General features: G+C 61.6%; 13 protein-coding genes, 1 tRNA gene and 2 pseudogenes. 7 read left to right on the forward strand and 9 right to left on the reverse strand.

The genetic code is table 11. The annotated features are described in order from the left end of the window. Positions 1-70: 70 nt before the first annotated feature. The 5 genes and pseudogenes from AB6M95_RS05350 to AB6M95_RS05370 form a co-directional block, all read right to left on the reverse strand. Positions 71-3,034 (reverse strand): annotated as a pseudogene (locus AB6M95_RS05350) (chemotaxis protein CheA). Positions 3,035-3,123: 89 nt separating this feature from the next. Then, a complete protein-coding gene (locus tag AB6M95_RS05355) occupies positions 3,124-3,492 on the reverse strand; it encodes a response regulator (protein WP_071546983.1) in 369 nt (122 codons plus the stop codon). A gap of 58 nt (positions 3,493-3,550) precedes the next feature. Beyond that, on the reverse strand, positions 3,551-4,426 hold the full coding sequence (locus tag AB6M95_RS05360; RefSeq protein WP_371385709.1) for a CheR family methyltransferase: 876 nt from the start codon (positions 4,424-4,426) through the stop codon (positions 3,551-3,553). Positions 4,427-4,441: 15 nt separating this feature from the next. Then, positions 4,442-6,373 (reverse strand): HEAT repeat domain-containing protein, encoded by a 1,932-nt coding sequence (locus AB6M95_RS05365; RefSeq protein ID WP_371385710.1) that lies wholly within the window; start codon positions 6,371-6,373, stop codon positions 4,442-4,444. Positions 6,374-6,411: 38 nt separating this feature from the next. Next, complete coding sequence (locus tag AB6M95_RS05370) at positions 6,412-7,461, reverse strand: protein-glutamate methylesterase/protein-glutamine glutaminase (RefSeq protein ID WP_371385711.1); 1,050 nt, start codon at positions 7,459-7,461, stop codon at positions 6,412-6,414. Positions 7,462-7,703: 242 nt separating this feature from the next. On the opposite strand from AB6M95_RS05370, the gene AB6M95_RS05375 reads away from it, so the two are divergent. After that, positions 7,704-7,780, forward strand: a tRNA-Pro gene (locus tag AB6M95_RS05375). Between the two features lie 183 nt (positions 7,781-7,963). Here the strand turns inward: AB6M95_RS05375 and AB6M95_RS05380 are convergent. Then, on the reverse strand, positions 7,964-8,695 hold the full coding sequence (locus tag AB6M95_RS05380; RefSeq protein WP_371385712.1) for a DUF5677 domain-containing protein: 732 nt from the start codon (positions 8,693-8,695) through the stop codon (positions 7,964-7,966). Between the two features lie 867 nt (positions 8,696-9,562). Between AB6M95_RS05380 and AB6M95_RS05385 the strand changes: the two genes are divergently transcribed. The 3 genes and pseudogenes from AB6M95_RS05385 to AB6M95_RS05395 all read left to right on the forward strand — a co-directional run. Further along, positions 9,563-10,219, forward strand: a complete 657-nt coding sequence (locus tag AB6M95_RS05385) for a polymorphic toxin type 44 domain-containing protein (RefSeq protein ID WP_371385713.1) — start codon at positions 9,563-9,565, stop codon at positions 10,217-10,219. A gap of 42 nt (positions 10,220-10,261) precedes the next feature. Then, complete coding sequence (locus tag AB6M95_RS05390) at positions 10,262-10,807, forward strand: hypothetical protein (RefSeq protein ID WP_371385714.1); 546 nt, start codon at positions 10,262-10,264, stop codon at positions 10,805-10,807. 96 nt (positions 10,808-10,903) lie between these two features. Beyond that, positions 10,904-11,062: pseudogene (locus AB6M95_RS05395) on the forward strand (transposase); the annotation flags it as partial. Positions 11,063-11,145: 83 nt separating this feature from the next. On the opposite strand, the gene AB6M95_RS05400 reads toward AB6M95_RS05395, so the two are convergent. Genes AB6M95_RS05400 through AB6M95_RS05410 form a run of 3 tightly spaced genes read right to left on the reverse strand, consistent with a single transcriptional unit; the run spans position 11,146 to position 13,134 of the window. Next, on the reverse strand, positions 11,146-11,421 hold the full coding sequence (locus tag AB6M95_RS05400) for a hypothetical protein (protein ID WP_371385715.1): 276 nt from the start codon (positions 11,419-11,421) through the stop codon (positions 11,146-11,148). A 53-nt stretch (positions 11,422-11,474) separates the two neighbouring features. Continuing rightward, entirely contained in the window at positions 11,475-11,645 is a 171-nt protein-coding gene (locus AB6M95_RS05405) for a hypothetical protein (RefSeq protein WP_338666586.1), read from the reverse strand. A 46-nt stretch (positions 11,646-11,691) separates the two neighbouring features. Continuing rightward, on the reverse strand, positions 11,692-13,134 hold the full coding sequence (locus AB6M95_RS05410; RefSeq protein WP_371385716.1) for a putative sulfate exporter family transporter: 1,443 nt from the start codon (positions 13,132-13,134) through the stop codon (positions 11,692-11,694). Positions 13,135-13,445: 311 nt separating this feature from the next. Between AB6M95_RS05410 and AB6M95_RS05415 the strand changes: the two genes are divergently transcribed. From AB6M95_RS05415 to speA, 3 genes are all read left to right on the forward strand, one after another. Continuing rightward, a complete protein-coding gene (locus tag AB6M95_RS05415) occupies positions 13,446-15,839 on the forward strand; it encodes a c-type heme family protein (protein WP_371385717.1) in 2,394 nt (797 codons plus the stop codon). Then, on the forward strand, positions 15,836-17,242 hold the full coding sequence (locus tag AB6M95_RS05420) for a sigma-54-dependent transcriptional regulator (RefSeq protein WP_371385718.1): 1,407 nt from the start codon (positions 15,836-15,838) through the stop codon (positions 17,240-17,242). The genes AB6M95_RS05415 and AB6M95_RS05420 overlap by 4 nt, the downstream gene beginning before the upstream one ends. 176 nt (positions 17,243-17,418) lie before the next feature. Next, complete coding sequence (speA, locus tag AB6M95_RS05425) at positions 17,419-19,332, forward strand: biosynthetic arginine decarboxylase (RefSeq protein WP_371385719.1); 1,914 nt, start codon at positions 17,419-17,421, stop codon at positions 19,330-19,332. Positions 19,333-19,362 lie beyond the last annotated feature (30 nt).

The following is a 19,362-nucleotide window of genomic DNA, read 5'->3' on the forward strand; positions in this document are numbered from 1 at the left end:
GAAGGGGGAAAGGGAAGCCCTTTTCAAAGGGTTCCCTTTCCCCCTTCCCCCGGCCGCCGGAGGCATCCTACTACGACTTGCTCGTAATAGCGCCGCTCACGACCAGGGGTTCCTTGCGGCCGAGCTGCGTGGACAGGCTATAGATCTCGTGGGGGTCGAGGATGAGGACCACGGAGCCGTCGCCCATGATGGTCGCGCCGGACAATCCCTTGAGATTGAAGTTGTTCAGGTACTGGCCGAGCGGCTTGATGACGATCTCCTGCCGTTCGAGCAGGCGGTCCACCACCAGGCCGAGTCGGCGGTCGTTGTCCTGGATGACGACCATGGGCAGGACGTCGCGTTCGTCCATGGATTGGGGCATGTCGAGCAGTTCGGCCAGTTCGACGATGCCGAGGACTTCGCCGCGCAGGGTGACGGCCTTGCGGTTGTTGACGTCGGAGAGCTTTTCGACCTCGATCTTGGTGGTCTCGGACACGGCGTCCAGGGGAATGGCGAAGGTGTCGCCCGCCACCTGGACCATGAGCGCGTCGATGATGGCCAGGGTCAGCGGCAGGGTCAGGGTCAGCTTGGAGCCCTTGCCCACTTCGGACTGGGTGTTCACGCTGCCCTTGAGGTTCTTGATGTTGGTCTTGACCACGTCCATGCCCACGCCGCGCCCGGAGATGTCCGTGACCTTTTCGGCGGACGAGAAGCCCGGCGCAAAGATCAGGTCCAGGGCCTCGCGGTCGTCCATGGCGTTGGCCTCCTCCTGGGAGATGACGCCCTTGCGCACGGCCACGGCCTTGAGCTTTTCCGGGTCCATGCCCCGGCCGTCGTCCTCGACCTCGATGGCCACGGAGTTGCCCTTGTGGTAGGCCCGCAGCCATACGTGGCCCTTGGGTTTCTTGCCCGCGGCGATGCGGGTCTCTTCGTCCTCGAGGCCGTGGTCGACCGCGTTGCGCACGAGGTGGACCAGCGGATCGCCGATCTCCTCCACCACGGACTTGTCGAATTCTGTCTCCTCGCCTTCCATGATCAGTTCCACCTGCTTGCCGGACTTGCGGCTCAGATCGCGGACCAGGCGGGGGAAGCGGGAAAAGACGGTCTGCACCGGGACCATGCGGACCTTCATGATGGTGTCCTGCAGGTCGTCGGAAATACGGGCCATGGCTTAGGTAGTCTCGGTCAGCTGCTGGGCGACGACGTGCACGTCCTCCTGGCCCTCTTCCAGGGCGCGGGCGAGCATGGCGTAGCGGTTGCGGTTGATGATCAGCTCTCCGATGACGTTCATCAGGTGGTCCAGCTTGTGATGGTCCACGCGGATGGTGCTCGACGCCTTGGGCTTGGCCTGGGCCTGGGCTTGCGCCTGGCTGGCGCTGTTCTTTACGGCCGTGGTGGGCATGGTCGTCTTTGCCGCCGGAGCGGGCTTGGCTGCGGGTTTGGCCGCGCGCGGAGCGGCCGGAACGGGTCTGGCCTCGGCGCGCGGCGCGGGGGCCGGGGCCGCCGGTTTCGGAGCCGGGGCCGGAGCGGGCTTGGAAGCCGACGCCGTGGCCCTGGGTTTGGGCGCGGGAGTGACCTTGGGCACAGGGGCGGCCTTGGGCGCGGGTTTGGATAAGGCCGCGCCGGGCAACGTGTCAATGGCCGCAGTGATCATGTCCCTGAGAATGGCGTATTCCTGCTCGAGGATGTCGAGCATCAGCGAAAAATCCATGTCCGAATTGCGGGCCTGGTCCACCAGTCCCACTGTCCGGCCCGCGTATTCCTTGATCTCGTCGAACCCCATGTATCCCGTGGAGTTCTGGATGGTCTGGAATGTCCGGAACAGGCCATCGACAATGTCCTTCTGCCCGGCGTCCTCGCGGAGCATCTTGAAGGCCACGAGGACGGCCTCGAACTGCTGCTCGATGGTCTGGACGAACAGGGCCACGTCCTCGGGGTCGTACTCGGCCACGGGCGCTTCGGGCTCAGGCGACTCGGGCTCGGAGAGGGAAGCGGGCTCGTCCTTGGCCTCGTCCTGTTCGGGAGCGGTCTCCGACGCCTTTCTGCCCACGGCCACCACGCCGCTGACCGCGTCCACGCTGCCGTCCTCGGTGACCTTGCGGAGCACCTGGACCATGACGCTGGTGTCCAGCGGCTCGACCCGGCTGGTCTCCATGTCCACCTTGGCCACCAGGGCCTCGATGAGGTCCACGGCCGAGAGGAGCAGGTCGATGAGCCCCTGGCTGGAGGCGATCTCGCCCTTGCGGACCTTGTTCAGCAGGGTTTCGGCCTCGTGGGTCAGGGAGTTGAGCTCCTTGAACCCGATGATGCCGCTGTTGCCCTTGAGGTTGTGGAAGTAGCGGAAGGTGTCGTTGATCAACTCGTCGTTGCCGCCCGGGTCCCCTTCCAGGGCCAGGAGACAGCGGTTCAGGTTCTCGACGATTTCCTGCGCCTCTTCGAGAAAGTCGGCCAGATGGCCCTCACCCACCGTGGTCAGGGCATAGGGGGTGGGGTCGAAGTCGGGATCGGGCTGCGGATGAAAAGCGGTCATGTCGGCGTCCCCGGCGTCATCCGCCGCCACGGCGGGTTCTGGTTCGATGTATTCGGGCTCCGGTTCGGCCTCGGCCACGGGCACGGCGGCGGACGCGGCCTGCGGTTCGGCTCTGCCCTCATCCTGGAGCTGGCCGAGCAGGGCCGCTTCGATCTGGGCGATGATGGGCGCGGTGTCCACGTCGCCCTCCACCCCGCTGGTCTCCAGGTTGTCCACCATGGTCCGCAGGGCGTCGGTGGCCGAGAGGATCAGGTCCATGATGGCCCCGGTCACCCGCATGGAGCCCTGGCGCAATTCGTCCAGGATGTTCTCCGCCTTGTGGGCCAGTCCGTTGATTTTGTTCAGGCCGAGAAAGCCCGACGCCCCCTTGAGGGAGTGCATGGGGCGAAATATCTCGTTGAGAAGGCCGAGGTTGTCGGGACTCTTCTCCAGCTCGAGCAGGTTGGGTTCGATGGTCTCCAAGTGCTCTTTGGCTTCAATGAAAAAGTCGGACAAGATCTCCGGATCAAGAAAGTCCTGGCTCATCGAGGTTCCTCATGCGGCAACGGGGCGTTGCGCGGTCCCGCGTCCCCGCCGCGTCGGTTTCGTTATCTCGCCGCTCCGCGCGCGGACGGCTATCCCAGCAGCATCTTGACGTTCCGGACAAGCTTTTCCGGCTGGGCGGGTTTGATCATGTACAGATTCGCCCCCACGGTCAATCCCGTCTGAATATCCTTGTCCTGGCCCTCGGTGGACAGCACCACGATGGGGATGTCCCGGTACGCGGCCTGCTCCCGGACGGTCTTGATGAAGGTCAGGCCGTCCATGCGGGGCATGTTCACGTCGGACACGATCAGGTCGACCTCGGACAGACTGTACAGCTTTTCCAGACCGTCCAGACCGTCCTCCGCCGTGGTCACCTTGAACCCTTCCTTTTTCATGATGAAGGCCACCAGGTTCCTGACGGTCTTCGAATCGTCCACTATGAGAATATGTTTAGGCATAGTTCCCCCTGATTAGCACGGCAGGCGCCACCTTATCAAATCCGCCACGGAACATGTCCTACTCCTCCTTTTGATAAATAATGGCGCCCGGGTAGTGAATGGGCTTGAACGCGCGCGTGATGTTGTGCAACGACTCGGAGTGGCCGATGATCAAATAGCCGCCCGGCAGCAGGTTGTCGTAAAATGCGTTGATAACGCGCTTTTTCATCTCATCGTCGAAGTAGATGATGACGTTCCGGCAAAAAACAACCTGCGAACGTTCCACCCGTTTGAGCTGCACGCGGTCCCGAAGGTTGATCTGGCCGAAGCTGACCAGCCTCTTGACCTCCGGCTTTATCTTGTTCTGCCCGTTGCCCATGTCGAAATAACGGGCGGCGGTTTCCTCCGGCGTGGTCCGCAGCGTGTAGTCGTTGTACACGCCGCGCCGGGCCGATTCCAGCACCCGCTCCGACAGGTCGTTGGCCGTGATGCGGATGTCCCAGGAAGGCAGTTCGGCCTTGAGCATCTCGTGGATAATGATCGAGATGGTGTAGGGCTCCTCGCCGGTGGAACATCCGGCCGACCAGATGCGCAGCTTCCTGCCCTTCTTCCGGCAGGACGCGAGCACGTCGGGCAGGATCTCCTCCTGGAAGACCTTGAGCTGGGGCGGGTTGCGGTAAAAGCTCGTCTCGTTGGTGGTGATGACCTCGTAGAGCTTCTTCATCTCCGCGCCCCTGGCCGGGTCGAACCGAAGGAAATTGTAGTATTCGTCGAAATTCTTCAGGTTGAGTTTCTTGAGCCTGTTTCCGAGTCTGTTTTCCAATAAATACTTGCGGTTGTCAGCAATATAGATGCCGCATTCGGCATAGATGAAATCCCGCAGGTTGGCGAACTCCAGATCCGTGATCTTGAGCTCCTTGCCGAGGGATATGGTCTTCGAAAAAAGAGACGACATGCCGGATGGTTGCTCCTACATTTCCTGTATCTTGGAGATGGCGTCCTCGGCGGCGCTGACCAACTCGTACTCGTCGCTGTTGGTCACTTCCAGCAGGGCCGAGAAGGCCTCGCTGCCGCCGATGTTCCCCAGGGCCTCGATGGCCTTCATGACCACGAACCGGTTGGAGTTGTTCAACATGTCGATCATCAACGGGGCGGCCTGGGGCGTGGCGTGCTCGCCCAGGGCGTCCATGGCCCTGATCTTGACCCAGTCGTCCTCGTCGTTCAGGGCGTCGATGAGATGGGGGGCCATCTCCTCGTCGTAATGCTGCCCCATGATCTCGATGACGGTCAGGCGCACGTCCTTGCTCTCGTCGGACAGCCTGTGCAGGATCAGGGGCCGCCACACGGCTTCGTCGCCGCCGGACGCGGCCAGGGCCTCCACGGCCACCTTGCGGATGTCCGGGATCTCGTCCTCCACGGCCTGGGTCAGGATGTCCAGGTTCTCCATGGGGCCGAGCTTGCCCAGGGCGTAGGTGGCCATGAGCCTCCGGATGGGCTCCTCGCTCCGGAACATCTCCTGGAAGCGGGCCTCCACCTCGGGCCCGTCTATGGCGATGCACGCCTCCAGCGCGGCCTCCTTCACGTCGTCGTACTGATGGTCCATGAGCGGGAATATCTGGTCCACCACCTCGGGCAGGCGGAGCTTTTCGCCGAGCAGGTAGACCGCGCTCTTGAGCACGGTGCCGTCCTCGTGCTCGTTGAGCACGCGGATGAAAAAGTCCTTGGACCGCTCCTCGCCCTTGGCCGCGACCACGCTGACGATCTGCCGCTGCACGGGCAAGGCGGCCTTCCAGAACGCCTCGATGAGCACCTGGCAGACGCAGTCCTCCATGGTGCAGGCCTCGGGCGCGATCTGGGAGAGAACCTGCACCGACACGCGGGCCACGTCCTGGTCCTCGCCGAGCAGCCCCTGCTTGAGGGCGTCGGTCAGGCCGATCTGGGCCAGGAAGCCGATGATCAGCTGCAGCCGGTCCTGGTCGCGATCCTGGTCCAGCCCGCCGGCGATCTTGAGGATGCCCGAGGAGGCCTCTTCGCCGCCCACGTAGGCCAGCCCCTGGATGGCGGCGTCCTGGATCTCCTCGTCCTCGTCCTGCAGGGCCACCAGCAGATACTGCCGGAACCGCTCGCGCTCTTCGTCGCTGAGCAGGGTCAGGGACTTGCCGCCGAGAATCTTGACGATGGCCTTGACGATCTTGTTGCGCAGGGCGGTGGGCGCGTCGGCCATGCGCTTGAGCAGCATGGTCACGGCCTTGACGTTGCCCATCTCGCCCAGGGAGTCGATGATCATGGAGGCGACCAGGTCGGACGCCCCGTCCAGGGCCTTGACCAGGGCGTCCACCGAACTGGTGTGGCCGATCTTGGTCAGGGCCTCGATCACGGAATACTGGACCCACTCCTCGTCGTTGATGGCCTTGTTCAGGCAGGGAGTGGCGTCTTCCATGCCCAGCTCGCCCAGGCTCACGGCCGCCTGGTAGCGGACGTTGACCTCCGGGTCCTTGAGCAGGGCCTCGCACAGGGGCTGGACCGCCAGGAGATTCCCGGTGGAGCCGAGGATGTCGGCCACGAAAATTCGGATATCCGGGTCCTCGTCCAGGATCAGGTCGATGAGCGACGGCATGTCCTGGTTGCCCACTTCGCGCAGTATGTCCATGGCCAGGTTGCGCACCGGGGCCTCGTCGGACCGCAGCAGCGGAATGACCGCCTCCACGGTTTCCCGGCCGCCGATCTTGCGCAGGGAACTGTCCACCGCCTCCTGGATGCCCAGGTGGTTGGTCTTGAGCAGTTCCGCCAGCTTGGGCACGGCTTCGACGCAGTTGTCTTCCCCGGCCCTGAAGGCGCTCTCCCGGACGATTTCCTTGTTGTCGCTGCTCAGCAGGGCCAGATAATCGGTACAATCCGCCATCTTGTCAGACCTCCCCCTTCCAATTTCGCGGGTCTTTCTTATTTGTATAAATTCGCCATGATGGACTCGGCCATGTCGTCGAGATCCACGATTTCGTCCGCCAGGTTCCGCTCCACCACCGCCTTGGGCATGCCGTAGACCACGCAGGTGGAGTCGCTCTGCGCCAGGGCCCGTCCCCCTTTCCCCTTGAGGTCGCGGATGCCCTCGCAGCCGTCGTTGCCCATACCGGTCAGGATGACCCCGAGCCCCCTGCGGCCCACCGCTCTGGCCACCGAGCTGATAAGCACGTTGGCCGAGGGTTTGTAAAGGGCGTCTGCGGGCTCGTCCGTGACCACCACCTCGATGCGGCTGACCTTCTGGTCGAGGACGATGTGCCTGCCGCCGGGGGCGACGAACGCATGGCCGGGCCTGAGCACGTCGCCGGTCTCGGCCTCCTTGACCGAGATCTGGCTGACGCTGTCGAGCCGGGCCGCGAACGGGCCGGTGAAGGCCGCGGGCATGTGCTGGGCGATGACGATGCCTGCCGGGAAATCGGCTGGCAGCGAGGACAGGATCTTCTGGACCACGGGCGGGCCGCCGGTGGACACGCCGATGGCCACCACGTCGCGGATCAGACGCCCGCCCGCCCGCGCCGAGGGCACGGGCCTGCGGACCTGCCGGGGCGCGGCGGCCCGGGCTGCCACGTGGCGCATCTTGCGCGCGGCCACGGTCTTGACCTTCTCGATCAGGTCCCGTTCGATCTTGATGATGTCCAGCGACACCTTGGAAAGTTGTTTGGGGATGAAGTCCACGGCGCCGAGTTCCATGGCCTTCAGGGTGGATTCCGCGCCCTCCGTGGTCAGGGAGCTGACCATGAGCACGGGCCGGGGGCATTCCATCATGATGTGCCGGAGGGCGGTCAAGCCGTCCATCTCGGGCATCTCGATGTCCATGGTCACGACATCGGGATCGAGCTTGCGCACCATGTCCAGGCCGACCCGTCCATTGCGAGCCACCCCCACCACGGTGATACCGGGGTCCTTGTCGAGCATCGTGCTGATGGCCTTTCGCATGAACGCGGAATCATCAACGACGAGAACTTTGATCACGTATACAACTCCTTGAGAAGCCCCATATTCCGTCTCCCGCACCGCCCGGGCGACCTCAGCAGCCGCTCAACGTTGCGGCAATGGTGCACACTATCCGGCCGGGACGCGGCTGGACATTATTTTGTCTTGCAATCTCTCCCTTTAAGGGGCTTTAGCCCCTTTGTCCACAACCTTGAACTTTCATTGAAATTTTGCCTTGCCTTTTTATCAGCCGTGCGCTAAACACCCCTTCTCACGTGCATCGGGATGTGGCTCAGTCTGGTAGAGCGCTGCGTTCGGGACGCAGAGATCGGAGGTTCAAATCCTCTCATCCCGACCAGAAAAAACAGGCACTTACATGATTTTCATGTAAGTGCCTTTTTCTTTTGTCACATGTGCTTGTCACATTTATTGTAAAATCGCGGAATAAAGGGCAGAGATTTGAAAGAAATGCACATACCAAACACCGCGTTTCTAACGCAGCGATTGACACTGGACTTGCTAAATTAAATCCCAGGCGCCACTAGGTGGACTTTATGAGTAGAAGTTCCTCATATAGCACTCGCGCTTGGTCGATTCGTTCCTCTTCCTGCCCGATGTGTTTGAAATACTCTTCCGCGCTCTCAACCAGGATGCCCCCAATTACACGGAAAAATCTCAGAGAATCTGCATCATTAAAAAGAACCATTTGGAATCTTCCATCTATCTCTTCAATGTGCCGACTTATGAGAGCATCGATGTTGTTGTGAGACTCCCTACAGAACCAGTTGTAGAATGTATTGTAGAGGCCACCGTCTCCAGCCTTCTCAAGTCGACTCTTGATCAGATGCTCCTTGTTATTCAGAATATCTTTGTACTTCTCGTCCATTTCTTCAGACCGCCTCTTCCTCCTCTTATACCAATCAGTGTCAATGACAGCACTATACAGTGGGTTGTCTGGGGCTTCTCCTTTGAAAAAGGTGCTTTCCTGTCGGGCATACGCAGCCATCATAATCTTTCGGTATTCGCTGTCCTTGAGGATGTTCTTGAAGTCAATGCGGGCCTCAAAGAGGTTCCGCATCAGCACCGGAACCATGGAGTAATGATAAATCTTGATCAATTGGAGGCACGAACAAGCGTTCTCGAAGATGGTGCACATGAGGGCACTGGCGAGAAAAGTCTGCTTTGTTCGAGAGTCAAAAGAAGCATCGCGCATTGAGTTTGCCACTAGCCCCACTATCTGTTCGAATTGTTTCACTCTATTCTCATTGTCCATGTCTACCTCCCTGAAGTGACCGCCTTCAAGATGCATGGCTTCTTGTCGAACATCAATCGACGAGGCAAAATTTGAGACATCCCAAAGGGGAAAGCAGATGGGTTAGACTATTCCTCTTCTTGCCTTCGCAATGACGTTCTGTTGATTATTTCCGTCACATTTCTTGTCACATTTTAGACCCATTTTACGGGTATTTTCCATGTGACAAACAAAAATAAATTCAATGATTACAAAAGATGCAGCATAGCCCATTTCGTTCGGGACGCAGAGATCGGAGGTTCAAATCCTCTCATCCCGACCAGAAAAATTAAGGGTTTACGGAAATTCTCCGTAAACCCTTTTTTGATTTTGCTACCCCATTGCTATCCATACAGTGCGGCATAGGTTGCTGAACAACGACGCGTAGCTGACCGCGTATCTGATTCGTAATCAGTAGGTCGTCGGTTCAATTCCGATTCCTGGCTCCAGTAAATGGTCAAGCCCCTCAGTGAGTTATGTCGCTGAGGGGCTTTTTCTATTTCACACAGAGCGGGTCAAAACTGATTGTTATATGCGTACTATATGCGGACACTGAATATACGTACTTCATGATTTCAGCGGGTTGATTGCTTGGACCAACCGATTCTCATCAGTTGGTTTCCAATTCACTCATCGCTCAGAACCGACTTTCTCAAAAACTTGTCAAGCGGAAAATACGGTTTCTTTGGTGTATTTCACCGACATCGCCGTGCATTTTACCGACATCAGGCTGCATTTCACCGACATCTCCGTGTTTCGGCCATTTGGGTCAGAAAACCCGTGATACTTTTTCGCAACTTTGACGGCGTATTGGGCACTGTACTAAAAGCAATGCAAAAGGAGAAAACAATGGCAGGGAAATGGGATCAACACATCGGAGATGATCAACTGGTGTACGGCATGCCCAAACACATGAGTGCAGTGGCCGGAAGCCGAAAGATAACAGGAGGCGACAAGGCGACTTACTGGCGATATCATCCGAAACCACAGGCATGTGACAAATGCCAAACCATGAAAGGACTGTGGTTCGAGACTCGTCCTGGTCCGGTTCACCCGAACTGCAAGTGCGAGATTGAAGAGTTCGAGGCGATCAAAGTCACGGGACGATCCCGGGCCATCATAGTGCCGCCAGGTGTCGATTTGGCAGCCAATATTGCGGAAGCAAGGCGGATAAAAAGAATTTGTGAGCCATTCATTTTTAACTTCCCGCCATATTCCACAGCAAGTTTCTCATTAAAATGCATATGGGTATTCTTCAATTTCAAAGATGGAGCCAAATACGACTACAAACGAGGAGGACATCCCGAATACGAAGACTTCGGCAACTATCATTATGGCCTATACACTGAAGCGATCGGGTTGGATTCTTCCTTTGCCCAAGCTGCAGCGGGAGCTGCTCAGGTGTTTTCGTTAACCTCCAAGATGAGCTTCTGGAGAACGTGGTTCGACGACCCCAGAGACAATGAGATGGTCATTAGAGGACAAAAATCCCCTTTACTCAAGTAAACGAGGTGAGTTCCTTGTCGTCATTGGAAGTGAGTATGCGAAATGGCAGCCCCACTGCCAATGCTTGACTACCGCCCATCAGCAGCACATATAAACAACATGAATTACCAAGAACCATTGTATCGTAATGTGCCTAGAGCTGTTCGTATGGTCTTGCTCCTAGGGCTATCGATCCAGACAATCGCTGTTGGCGCATTTTTAGTTATGGGTACCGGCCTTTTTCTGCTTGATGCGATCACACTCAGTTTCAACTACTGGACCCCATTGGCATGGGTTCTATGGGGTGCGATGGCTGCTTTCGTACTTGCCAATACGCACCTCATTGCCAGGCTCATTAACAAATGGCCTGAACGATACAAAAGACGCTCTCTGGACATACTCGCTTCACTCCCCTCTATCGCTTTCCCCGGGTGGGCCTGCATATCATTAATTCTTGATGGCAATTGGGATCTCGACAACGCCCTGTTCTATGGCGTTCCCACAGCGTTCAACATCGCCGTCCTTTGCTTCGCAACCTTGCCACCACTTCGCAGGCATTTCTTTGAATACACCACCATGAAAACGGGGAATGACACACCTATAAATTGACAACGCCAATGGGCAAAATGCCCCTGTAAAGACCCCGTAAATTAGGTCCATTGCAAAGTAGAGACTTCTGGCCCAAACTGCGCCCAGGAGTTTCACATGCGCAAATCAAGATTTACTGAACACCAGATTGTACGGATTCTGAAATCCGTGGAAGGTGGACGGACGGTCAAGAACATCTGCCGGGAGCACGGCGTGAGCAGCGCCACGTACTACAAATGGAAATCCAAGTACGGCGGGATGGATACATTCCATATCCATCCCGCCTGGACAACGCCGGTGCGCCCCCTGGGGTCGGAGGGGCGGCCGGGGGTGGCTGTCGGTCCATTTCGGGACCGGGGTTACTGCATGGCCTTCTTGAGCACGTAGGCCAGCTCGAAGATGTCCTCGCCCACGCGCAGGCTCTCCGCGATGCCACGCGAGTAGATGAACTCCGGCCCGCGCATGTTCACGAAGAGGTCCAGGTCCACGAGGAAGCGGTGCGCCGTCGGGCCTTCGGGGCCTTCGGCTCCGGCCTGCTCGGCCACGGCCTCCTCGATGCGCTTGCGCAGGACGTCCTGCTGATCCGCGCGCACCCGGTCCACCAGTTTGCTGACGATCATTTCACATTGTTGCATATGTCTCTCCGAAAACGGCGGGCACGGACAAGGCCGCGCCCGCCGGGGAATGGCTATACGCCGTGTGCGGCGGGGAAGAAGGCCGCGCTGACCAGATAGAGCACCACCAGGGACACGACCCCGATGATCAGGCTCCAGCGAATCAGTTTGATCTCGATGGGCTGCAACGGCTCATATTCCATCTTGCCCATTTCTTCCGCGATGTTGTGTTCTTCTACGGACATTGTGTACGCTCCTTGTTCGTTCGTTGTTGCGGGGCGAATCCCATTCCTAGATGACCGGCGGCTTCACGCCGTGGAAGAACAGCCAGGAGATGAACAACCCGATCCAGATGATGAAGCCGCCCAGGCAGACGACATAGACCGCCGCCAGCTTGCCGATGCCCTCGGCCCACAGCTTCTTGAAGTTCGACACCATGCCGATGGTGAAGAAGGTCAGCACGAAGAACAGGCCCCGGAAGATGTGGGTTCCGGCGATGGTCGCCTTGCCCAGCGGGATGAGGTCCTTGTTCGTGGCGCAGACGATCAGCATGACCAGGAAGGTGACCACGTAGCCCACGACGAAGCGGGGGAACCGGTCCAGGACTTCGCCGATCTTCATGCCGCCCTGGCCGGGCTTGCATTCGATGAACGAGCACCACACGGCGGCCAGGACAAAGGCCCAGATGCCGATGAACACGTCGATGAAGATCTTGATGGTCGTGGTGGCCATGGTGATCCAGCCCGCCTGGTACTGCACGCCGGTGTCGGCCAGCACCTTGGCGCGGATCAGCGCGTCGGTGATGGCGCCCGAGGCGACCGCGCCGCCGTCGGACTTGACCGCCAGGCCCATCCAGGCGCCGGCGACCATGGGTTCGCCGCTGAGCCACCACTGGGCCACGAAGGGCAGGACCAGCATCTCGATGCAGGTGAAGACCACGACCAGCGACGAGACCATGATCGGCACGATGGGCCGCGCGCGGATGGAGCCGCCTGTGGCGATGGCCGCGGAAACGCCGCAGATGGAGATGCCCGACGCCAGCGGCGCGGACCATTCCTTGCTGAACTTGAAGTACTTGCGCGAGACGTAATAGACCAGCGCCCAGTAGATCAGGTACGCCTCGACAATGGCGCACAGGCCTCGGAAGATGACCGCGGAGGCCAGCCCCATGGCGTCGACGGCCTTGACGCCGAGCTCGGCGCCCAGGATGACGATGGCAATCTTGATGTACATTTCAGGACGCAGGGCTTCCTTCATCTCCTCGGCGAAACCGGGGAAGAAGTTCCCGATGAGGATGCCCACCACCAGCGCGACGATGAAGCCCGCCTCTCCGGTCAGGCCCATGGCCCAGGTCAGGCCGAATTTCTCCAGCTTGTCCGGCGTGGCGGCGATGACCGCATAGTGCCCGACGGCCCAGCAGATCATGCTCAGAAAAAAAACCACGGTGAAGGACTTGATGAACTTGGGAACATCACCGCCCAGGAACTTCACGCCGAAGCTCAGGAAGATGGTGATGAACGCATAGGTCAGGAACAGGGACGCATACCCGTTCAGTCCGCCGTAATCGGCCTTGGCCGTCACGGAAAAGATCTTAGCGGGATCCATCCAGGTGTTCGTGTTGACCCCCCACCCCAACAGATCGACCCCGGCAAAACTGAACAGGCCGAGAGCGAAGAGAATCAGCCCCATGATGAGTGCGAGCTTGTCCTCGGTGAGCCACCGTTTTTCCGCCATAAGAACCTCCTCATTGTCACATTCGGTTTGACGATGGTTGAAACAGCATACCTCCGACCCCTGCCCCGTTTCGGAAGCGAGAGATCGACCACAGCCGATTCCGTCGGCTTTGAAGCGCCAGCAAAGCAAAAAGGGTTCCAATTTGTAGGATTTTTCAACACACTGAAATATAGGATTATTTTTGAGTGGCTCGCGCCAGGGGTGCTACGTTGCGGCTACACCCTGCTGCCGAAAGGACGCAGCCGAAACCGCCCCTGTTGCATTCGATCTCCCGGCCGCATATGCTTCCCGCAAACTGGAGAGGGGTACCCATGCGCCGGCTCATGCCGCACAGCCTGCAAAGCAAGTTCTTCACCGGATTGTTCCTGCTCATGACGGGCCTGGTGGCCTTTTTCGCCGTGGGCCTGAACATCCACCTCAACCGCCTGATGGAGGGAGAGGCGCGGGAAAAGGCCTCGCTCATCCTGGCCCAGGTGGAGGCCGTGCAGCGCTACGTCCGCAACACCCTGCGCCCGGTCATGTACAAGACCCTGCCCAGCGACCACTTCGTACTCGAGGCCATGAGCGCCTCCTATGTGACCCGGGCGGTCATGAGCGACCCCAACCTGGAGCACAACAGCTTCACCTACCGCCGCGTCACCGAGGGGGCGCGCAATCCCGACTCCGAAGCCAACGCCCTGGAACGCGAATTCATCGACCGCTTCCGGGCCGACCCCGAGCTGAAGCATCTGGAGGAGTTCCGGGACGCGGACGGCGAGCGCTACTTCATCACAGTCTACGCCCAGCGCTACGACGTCTCCTGCATGCACTGCCACGGCGAGCCGGACGAGGCCCCGCATGAGCTCATCGAGCGCTACGGCGACGTGCGCGGCTTCGGCAATCACGTGGGCGGCCTGGCGGGCATCGACATGGTCCGGCTGAAGGTCGAGCGCGACGTGGGCGGCATCCGGGACGCGACCCTGTCCTTCGCCCTGCTCTTCGCCCTGGGCATCCTGGTCCAGTTCCTGATCATCCAGGGCTTCTTCCACCGCCTGGTGGTCCACAGCCTGGGCCGCGTCACCGGGGTCATGCAGCGCCTGTTCCCGGACGAAGCCCCCCTCCAGACCGAGCCGTTCCTGCCCCAGGAGGACGAGATCGAGGGGCTGCTGCACGGCTTCGAGCTCTTTGCCGAGCACCTGCGCCAGGCGCGCGTGGACCTCAAGGAATACGCCGCCACCCTGGAGGACAAGGTGGCCGAGCGCACCGTGGACCTGACCCGACTGGCCGACGACCGCCGCGCCGACGTGGCCCTGTTCGTCTCGCTCCTAAACAGCCTGAACCAGAGCCAGACCAAGCAGGAGCTGCTGCTCGCCGGGCTCGAACTCATCGCCCGGCGCTTCGGCGCGTCCAGCGCGAGCTATGTCTGCGTCCTGGCCGCCACGGACTTCGCCTCCTGGCCCGATCCCGACGTCCCGCCGGAGCTGCCGGAGGACTGGCACGACCTGGTTACCGGGGTCGAACCCCGGATGGGCGACCTTTCCTGGCACATCCCGGTGCAGACCTCGGGCACCAGCCGGGGGCTCCTGAACCTCTACTGGGACCAGCCCCAGGAACGCTCCGACCGGCTGGTCGACCTGGCCCGGGCCATCGGCCAGCAGTTGGGCATCGCCATGGAGAACATGGAGGCCCTGGACGGGCTGCTGACCCAGAACGCCATGCTCTCCTCCCTGTTCGAGGGCACCGCCGACCCGCTTATGCTCCTGGACGCGGGCGACGCCGTGCTCCTGGCCAACTCCACGGCCGTCCGCCTGGCCGACACCCTGGACGAGCCCGGCGTCGCGAGCCTGCTGAAGATGGTCCATGAAGCCACCAGGGACACGGGCTGCGGCGAATTCGAACTACAGGACGGCCGCATCTTCGTGGCCCACCTCTACCCGCTCAAGGAGACCAAGGGCCGCCGCACCGTGGCCTCCCTGCGCGAGGTGACCATGGAGCGGCGCATGGAGGACCAGATGGTGCGCAACGAGCGCATGGTCGCCGTGGGACAGCTCGCGGCCGGGCTGGCCCACGAGATCAACAACCCGCTCGGCGTCATCCTGTGCTACGCCGAACTGCTGGCCGCCTCGCAGAAGAACGGCCAGGCCCAGGCGGACCTGGCGGTGATCATCCGCCATACCGAGCTGGCCCAGCGCGTGGTGCGCGACCTCCTGGACTTCAGCCGTCCGCGCCCCGCCTCCCTCGAACCCGGCGACCTAGCCGCCGTGGCCGCGGCCACCGTGGACCTGCTCCAGCCCAGGGCCAAGTCGTGCGGGGCGGAGCTCCTCCTGGAGGCGGCCACGGAAATCCCCCCGCTGGGGGCCGGGACCGACGCCCTGGAGCACATCCTAACCAACCTGATCATGAACGCCCTGGACGCGGTCAACGGCCTGGAGGAAAAGGGACGCACCGGCGAGGTGCGCGTGATCATCTCCGCGGGCGGCCGCTTCGCCGAAATCACCGTGGCCGACAACGGGACCGGCATCCTGCCCGAGCACCTCAACCGGGTGTTCGACCCCTTCTTCTCCACCAAGGAGGCGGGCAAGGGAACAGGCCTCGGCCTGTCCGTGATCTACAGCCTGATCCGCGACCTGGGCGGCGACATCGAGGTGGAAAACAGGCCCGGCGGCGGCGCGCTGTTCCGCGTGTTCCTGCCCCTGGCCGCCAAGGACGACGAGGAGGCCGAATGAGCCAGCATGTATTGATTGTCGACGATGAACCCGATTTCGCCCAGGGCTTGGCCCGACTCATCGTCGCGGGCTTCCCCGACGTGAAGATATCGCTGACGGGCGACGGGGCCGAGGCCCTGGAAATCCTGACCTCCAACGGCGTGGACCTCATGCTGACGGACCTGCGCATGCCCAGGCTGAACGGCCAGGAGCTCCTGCACAGGGCCCTGGAGATCGAGCCCGGCCTGACCGTCATCCTGGTCACCGGCTACGGCAGCGTGGAGGCCGCCGTGACCGCGCTCAAGGCCGGGGCCTACGACTTCCTGACCAAACCCGTCAAACGGGAGGAGCTGCACCGCTCGGTGCAGAAGGGGCTGGAGCGCGGGCGGCTGCTCGGCGAGAACCGCGCCCTGCGCGCCCTGGCCAGCCGCTGCGAGTCCACCCTGGTGGGCAAGGCCCAGGCCATGTGCCGCCTCAAGGAGTCCGTCGCCGCCGTGGCCGCCTCGGAATACAACGTGCTCATCTGCGGCGAATCCGGCACGGGCAAGGAACTCGTGGCCGGGAACATCCACCGCCTGAGCAGCCGGGCCAAGGGCCCCTTCGTGGCCGTGAACTGCCCGGCCATCCCGGAACAGCTGCTGGAGAGCGAACTCTTCGGCCACGTCAAGGGCGCCTTCACCGGCGCGGACAAGGCCCGTGAGGGGCTGTTCGTCTCGGCCTGCGGCGGCAGCATCCTACTCGACGAGATCGGCGACATCTCCATGGCCATGCAGACCAAGCTCCTGCGCGTGCTCCAAGAGCGGGAGATCCGGCCCGTGGGGGCCAACGCGGCCGTCAAGATCGACGTACGCATCCTGGCCACCACCAACCGCAACCTCCAGGATCGCATCAACGAAGGCGAGTTCCGCGAGGACCTCTTCTACCGCCTGAACGTGCTCACCGTGAACACCCCGCCCCTGCGGGAATCCCGCGAGGACATCCCGCGCATGGCCGCGCACTTCCTGAACCAGACCTGCCTCGAGATGCACCTCGCCCCCAAGACCCTGAGCCCGGAGGTGATCGCCTGCCTGTGCGAGCGGCCCTGGCACGGCAACGTGCGTGAGCTCCAGAACACCGTCCGCCGCCTGACGGTCTTCTGCCCCGGCAACCAGGTGGAGATGGTCCACCTGCGGCTGGCCGAGGGCAGGCTGTCCGGCCCGGGCGGGGCATGGCCCGGCCACGGCGGGGAGGCGGACGAAGACCACATAGACGCCTACAAGGAAGCCAAGGCGCGGGTGCTGGGCGAATTCACGCGGAACTACCTGGAACGGCTCCTGGCCCGGACCGGCGGGAACATCTCGGAGGCGGCGCGCCTGGCCGGGCTCGAACGGGTCAGCCTGCAGAAGATCATCAAGCGGAACGGGACGACCACTGTACAGAACTGAGCCGGGAGCGGCCCGCTCCCCGGCCTCGTTGACCATGAGCCGCCGGGCCCGCCCCTTTTTTTCGCAACAATCCGCCGCCGGACGGATATTCGTGTTGACATTCGGGGCCCCCGCCCCTACATGCCGCCGGAATGCGCCGGATTTCCCGGTTCCATATTTTGAGGGAGGATATATGAGTGACCCATGCACACGAAGGCTGGACCGCTGAGCGGTCCGCGGAACTCTACCGCGTCCGGGAATGGGGCGCGGGCTTCTTCGGCGTCTCCGAGAACGGAGACCTCCAGGTAACCGCCACCCCCGATGACTTCGGCGGGGCGGTGTCCATCCCCGAGATCATCGCCGGAATCCAGGCGCGCGGCCTGGACCTGCCGGTGCTGCTGCGCATCGAGAACCTGCTCGCCACGCAGATTTCCCTGCTCAACGACAGCTTCATCCAGGCCATGGAAAGCCTCGCCTACCGGGGGAGCTACCTCGGCGCGTACCCCATTAAGGTCAACCAGCAGCAACAGGTGGTCGAGGCCGTGACCCGTTACGGCCGCAAGTACCACCACGGGCTCGAGGCCGGGAGCAAGGCCGAACTCATCGCGGCCATGGGCATGCACAGCGACCCCGGGGCCGTGCTCGTGTGCAACGGCTACAAGGACGAGGAGTTCGTGGACCTGGCCCTGCACGCCGTGCAGCTCGGCTTCAAGTGCGTGCTGGTCATCGAAATGCCCGGCGAGCTGCCGCTGATCATCGAGCGCTCCAAGGCGCTCGGCGTGGAGCCCATCCTCGGCGTGCGCGCCAAGCTCGCCTCCCAGGCCACGGGCCAGTGGGCCGAGTCCGGCGGGGACCGCTCCATCTTCGGCCTCAATGCGGCCCAGATCATCGAGGTCATCGACCGCCTCAAGGAGGCCGGAATGCTCGGCTGCCTGCAACTGCTCCACTACCACCTGGGCTCGCAGATCCCGAACATCCGCGAGATCCGCTCGGGCGTGTCCGAGGCCAGCCGCATCTACGCGGGCCTCACGGCCGAGGGCGCGGGCATGCGCTACCTGGACCTCGGCGGCGGCCTGGCCGTGGACTACGACGGCACCCGGACCAGCCTGTCCAGCAGCCGCAACTATTCCGTGTACGAATACTGCGCGGACATCATCGAGGGGGTCATGACCGTGCTCGACGAGCAGGGCGTGGACCACCCGACCATCATCACCGAGTCCGGCCGGGCCCTGGTGGCCTACTACTCCATGCTGCTCTTCAACGTGCTCGACGCCGCCCGGTTCGAGCCCGAGCCGCTTCCGGAGAGCCTGCCCGAGGACACCAACGTCCACATCCGGCACCTGCACGCGACCATGCTCGCCCTGCATGCGGACAACATCCAGGAGAGCTTCAACGACGCCCTCTACTATCGGGACGAGGTCCGCCAGGCCTTCAACCAGGGGACCATCTCCTTCCGCGAGCGCGCCCTGGGCGAAAACGTCTTCTGGCAGACCGTGCGAAGCATCGCGGTCCTGGCCCGCAACCTGCCCGCCCTGCCCCTGGAGCTGGAGGGGATCGCGCGCACCCTGTCGGACATCTACTATTGCAATTTCAGCGTGTTCCAGTCCCTGCCCGACGCCTGGGCCATCAACCAGCTCTTCCCGGTCATGCCCGTGCACCGGCTGGACGAGGAACCCACCCGCGAAGGGTCCCTGGCCGACATCACCTGCGACTGCGACGGCAAGATCGACCGCTTCATCGATGGACCGGGCGTGAACCGGACCATGGCCCTGCACGCCCTCAAGAGCTCGGAGGAATACTACCTCGGGGCCTTCCTCGTGGGCGCGTACCAGGAGACCCTGGGCGACCTGCACAACCTGTTCGGCGACACCAACGTGGTCACCATCCGCATCCTGGAGGACGGCAAGTACGAATTCGTCGGCGAACTGGAAGGCGACACCGTGGAGGACGTCCTGTCCTATGTGGAATACGACACCAAGGCGCTGCTCACCCGCTTCCGCGAAACCGCCGAGCAGAGCGTGCGCAAGGGGTTGATCACCCCGGCCCAGCGCCGCGAAATCCTCCAGGCCTACAAGAACGGCCTGCGGGGGTACACCTACCTGGAACGGTAGATTCCGGCTTCTCAAACGACATGAACAAGC

Origin of the sequence: Pseudodesulfovibrio karagichevae, from assembly GCF_041414475.1 — a bacterium.
Classification (GTDB): Bacteria; Desulfobacterota; Desulfovibrionia; order Desulfovibrionales; family Desulfovibrionaceae; genus Pseudodesulfovibrio; species Pseudodesulfovibrio karagichevae.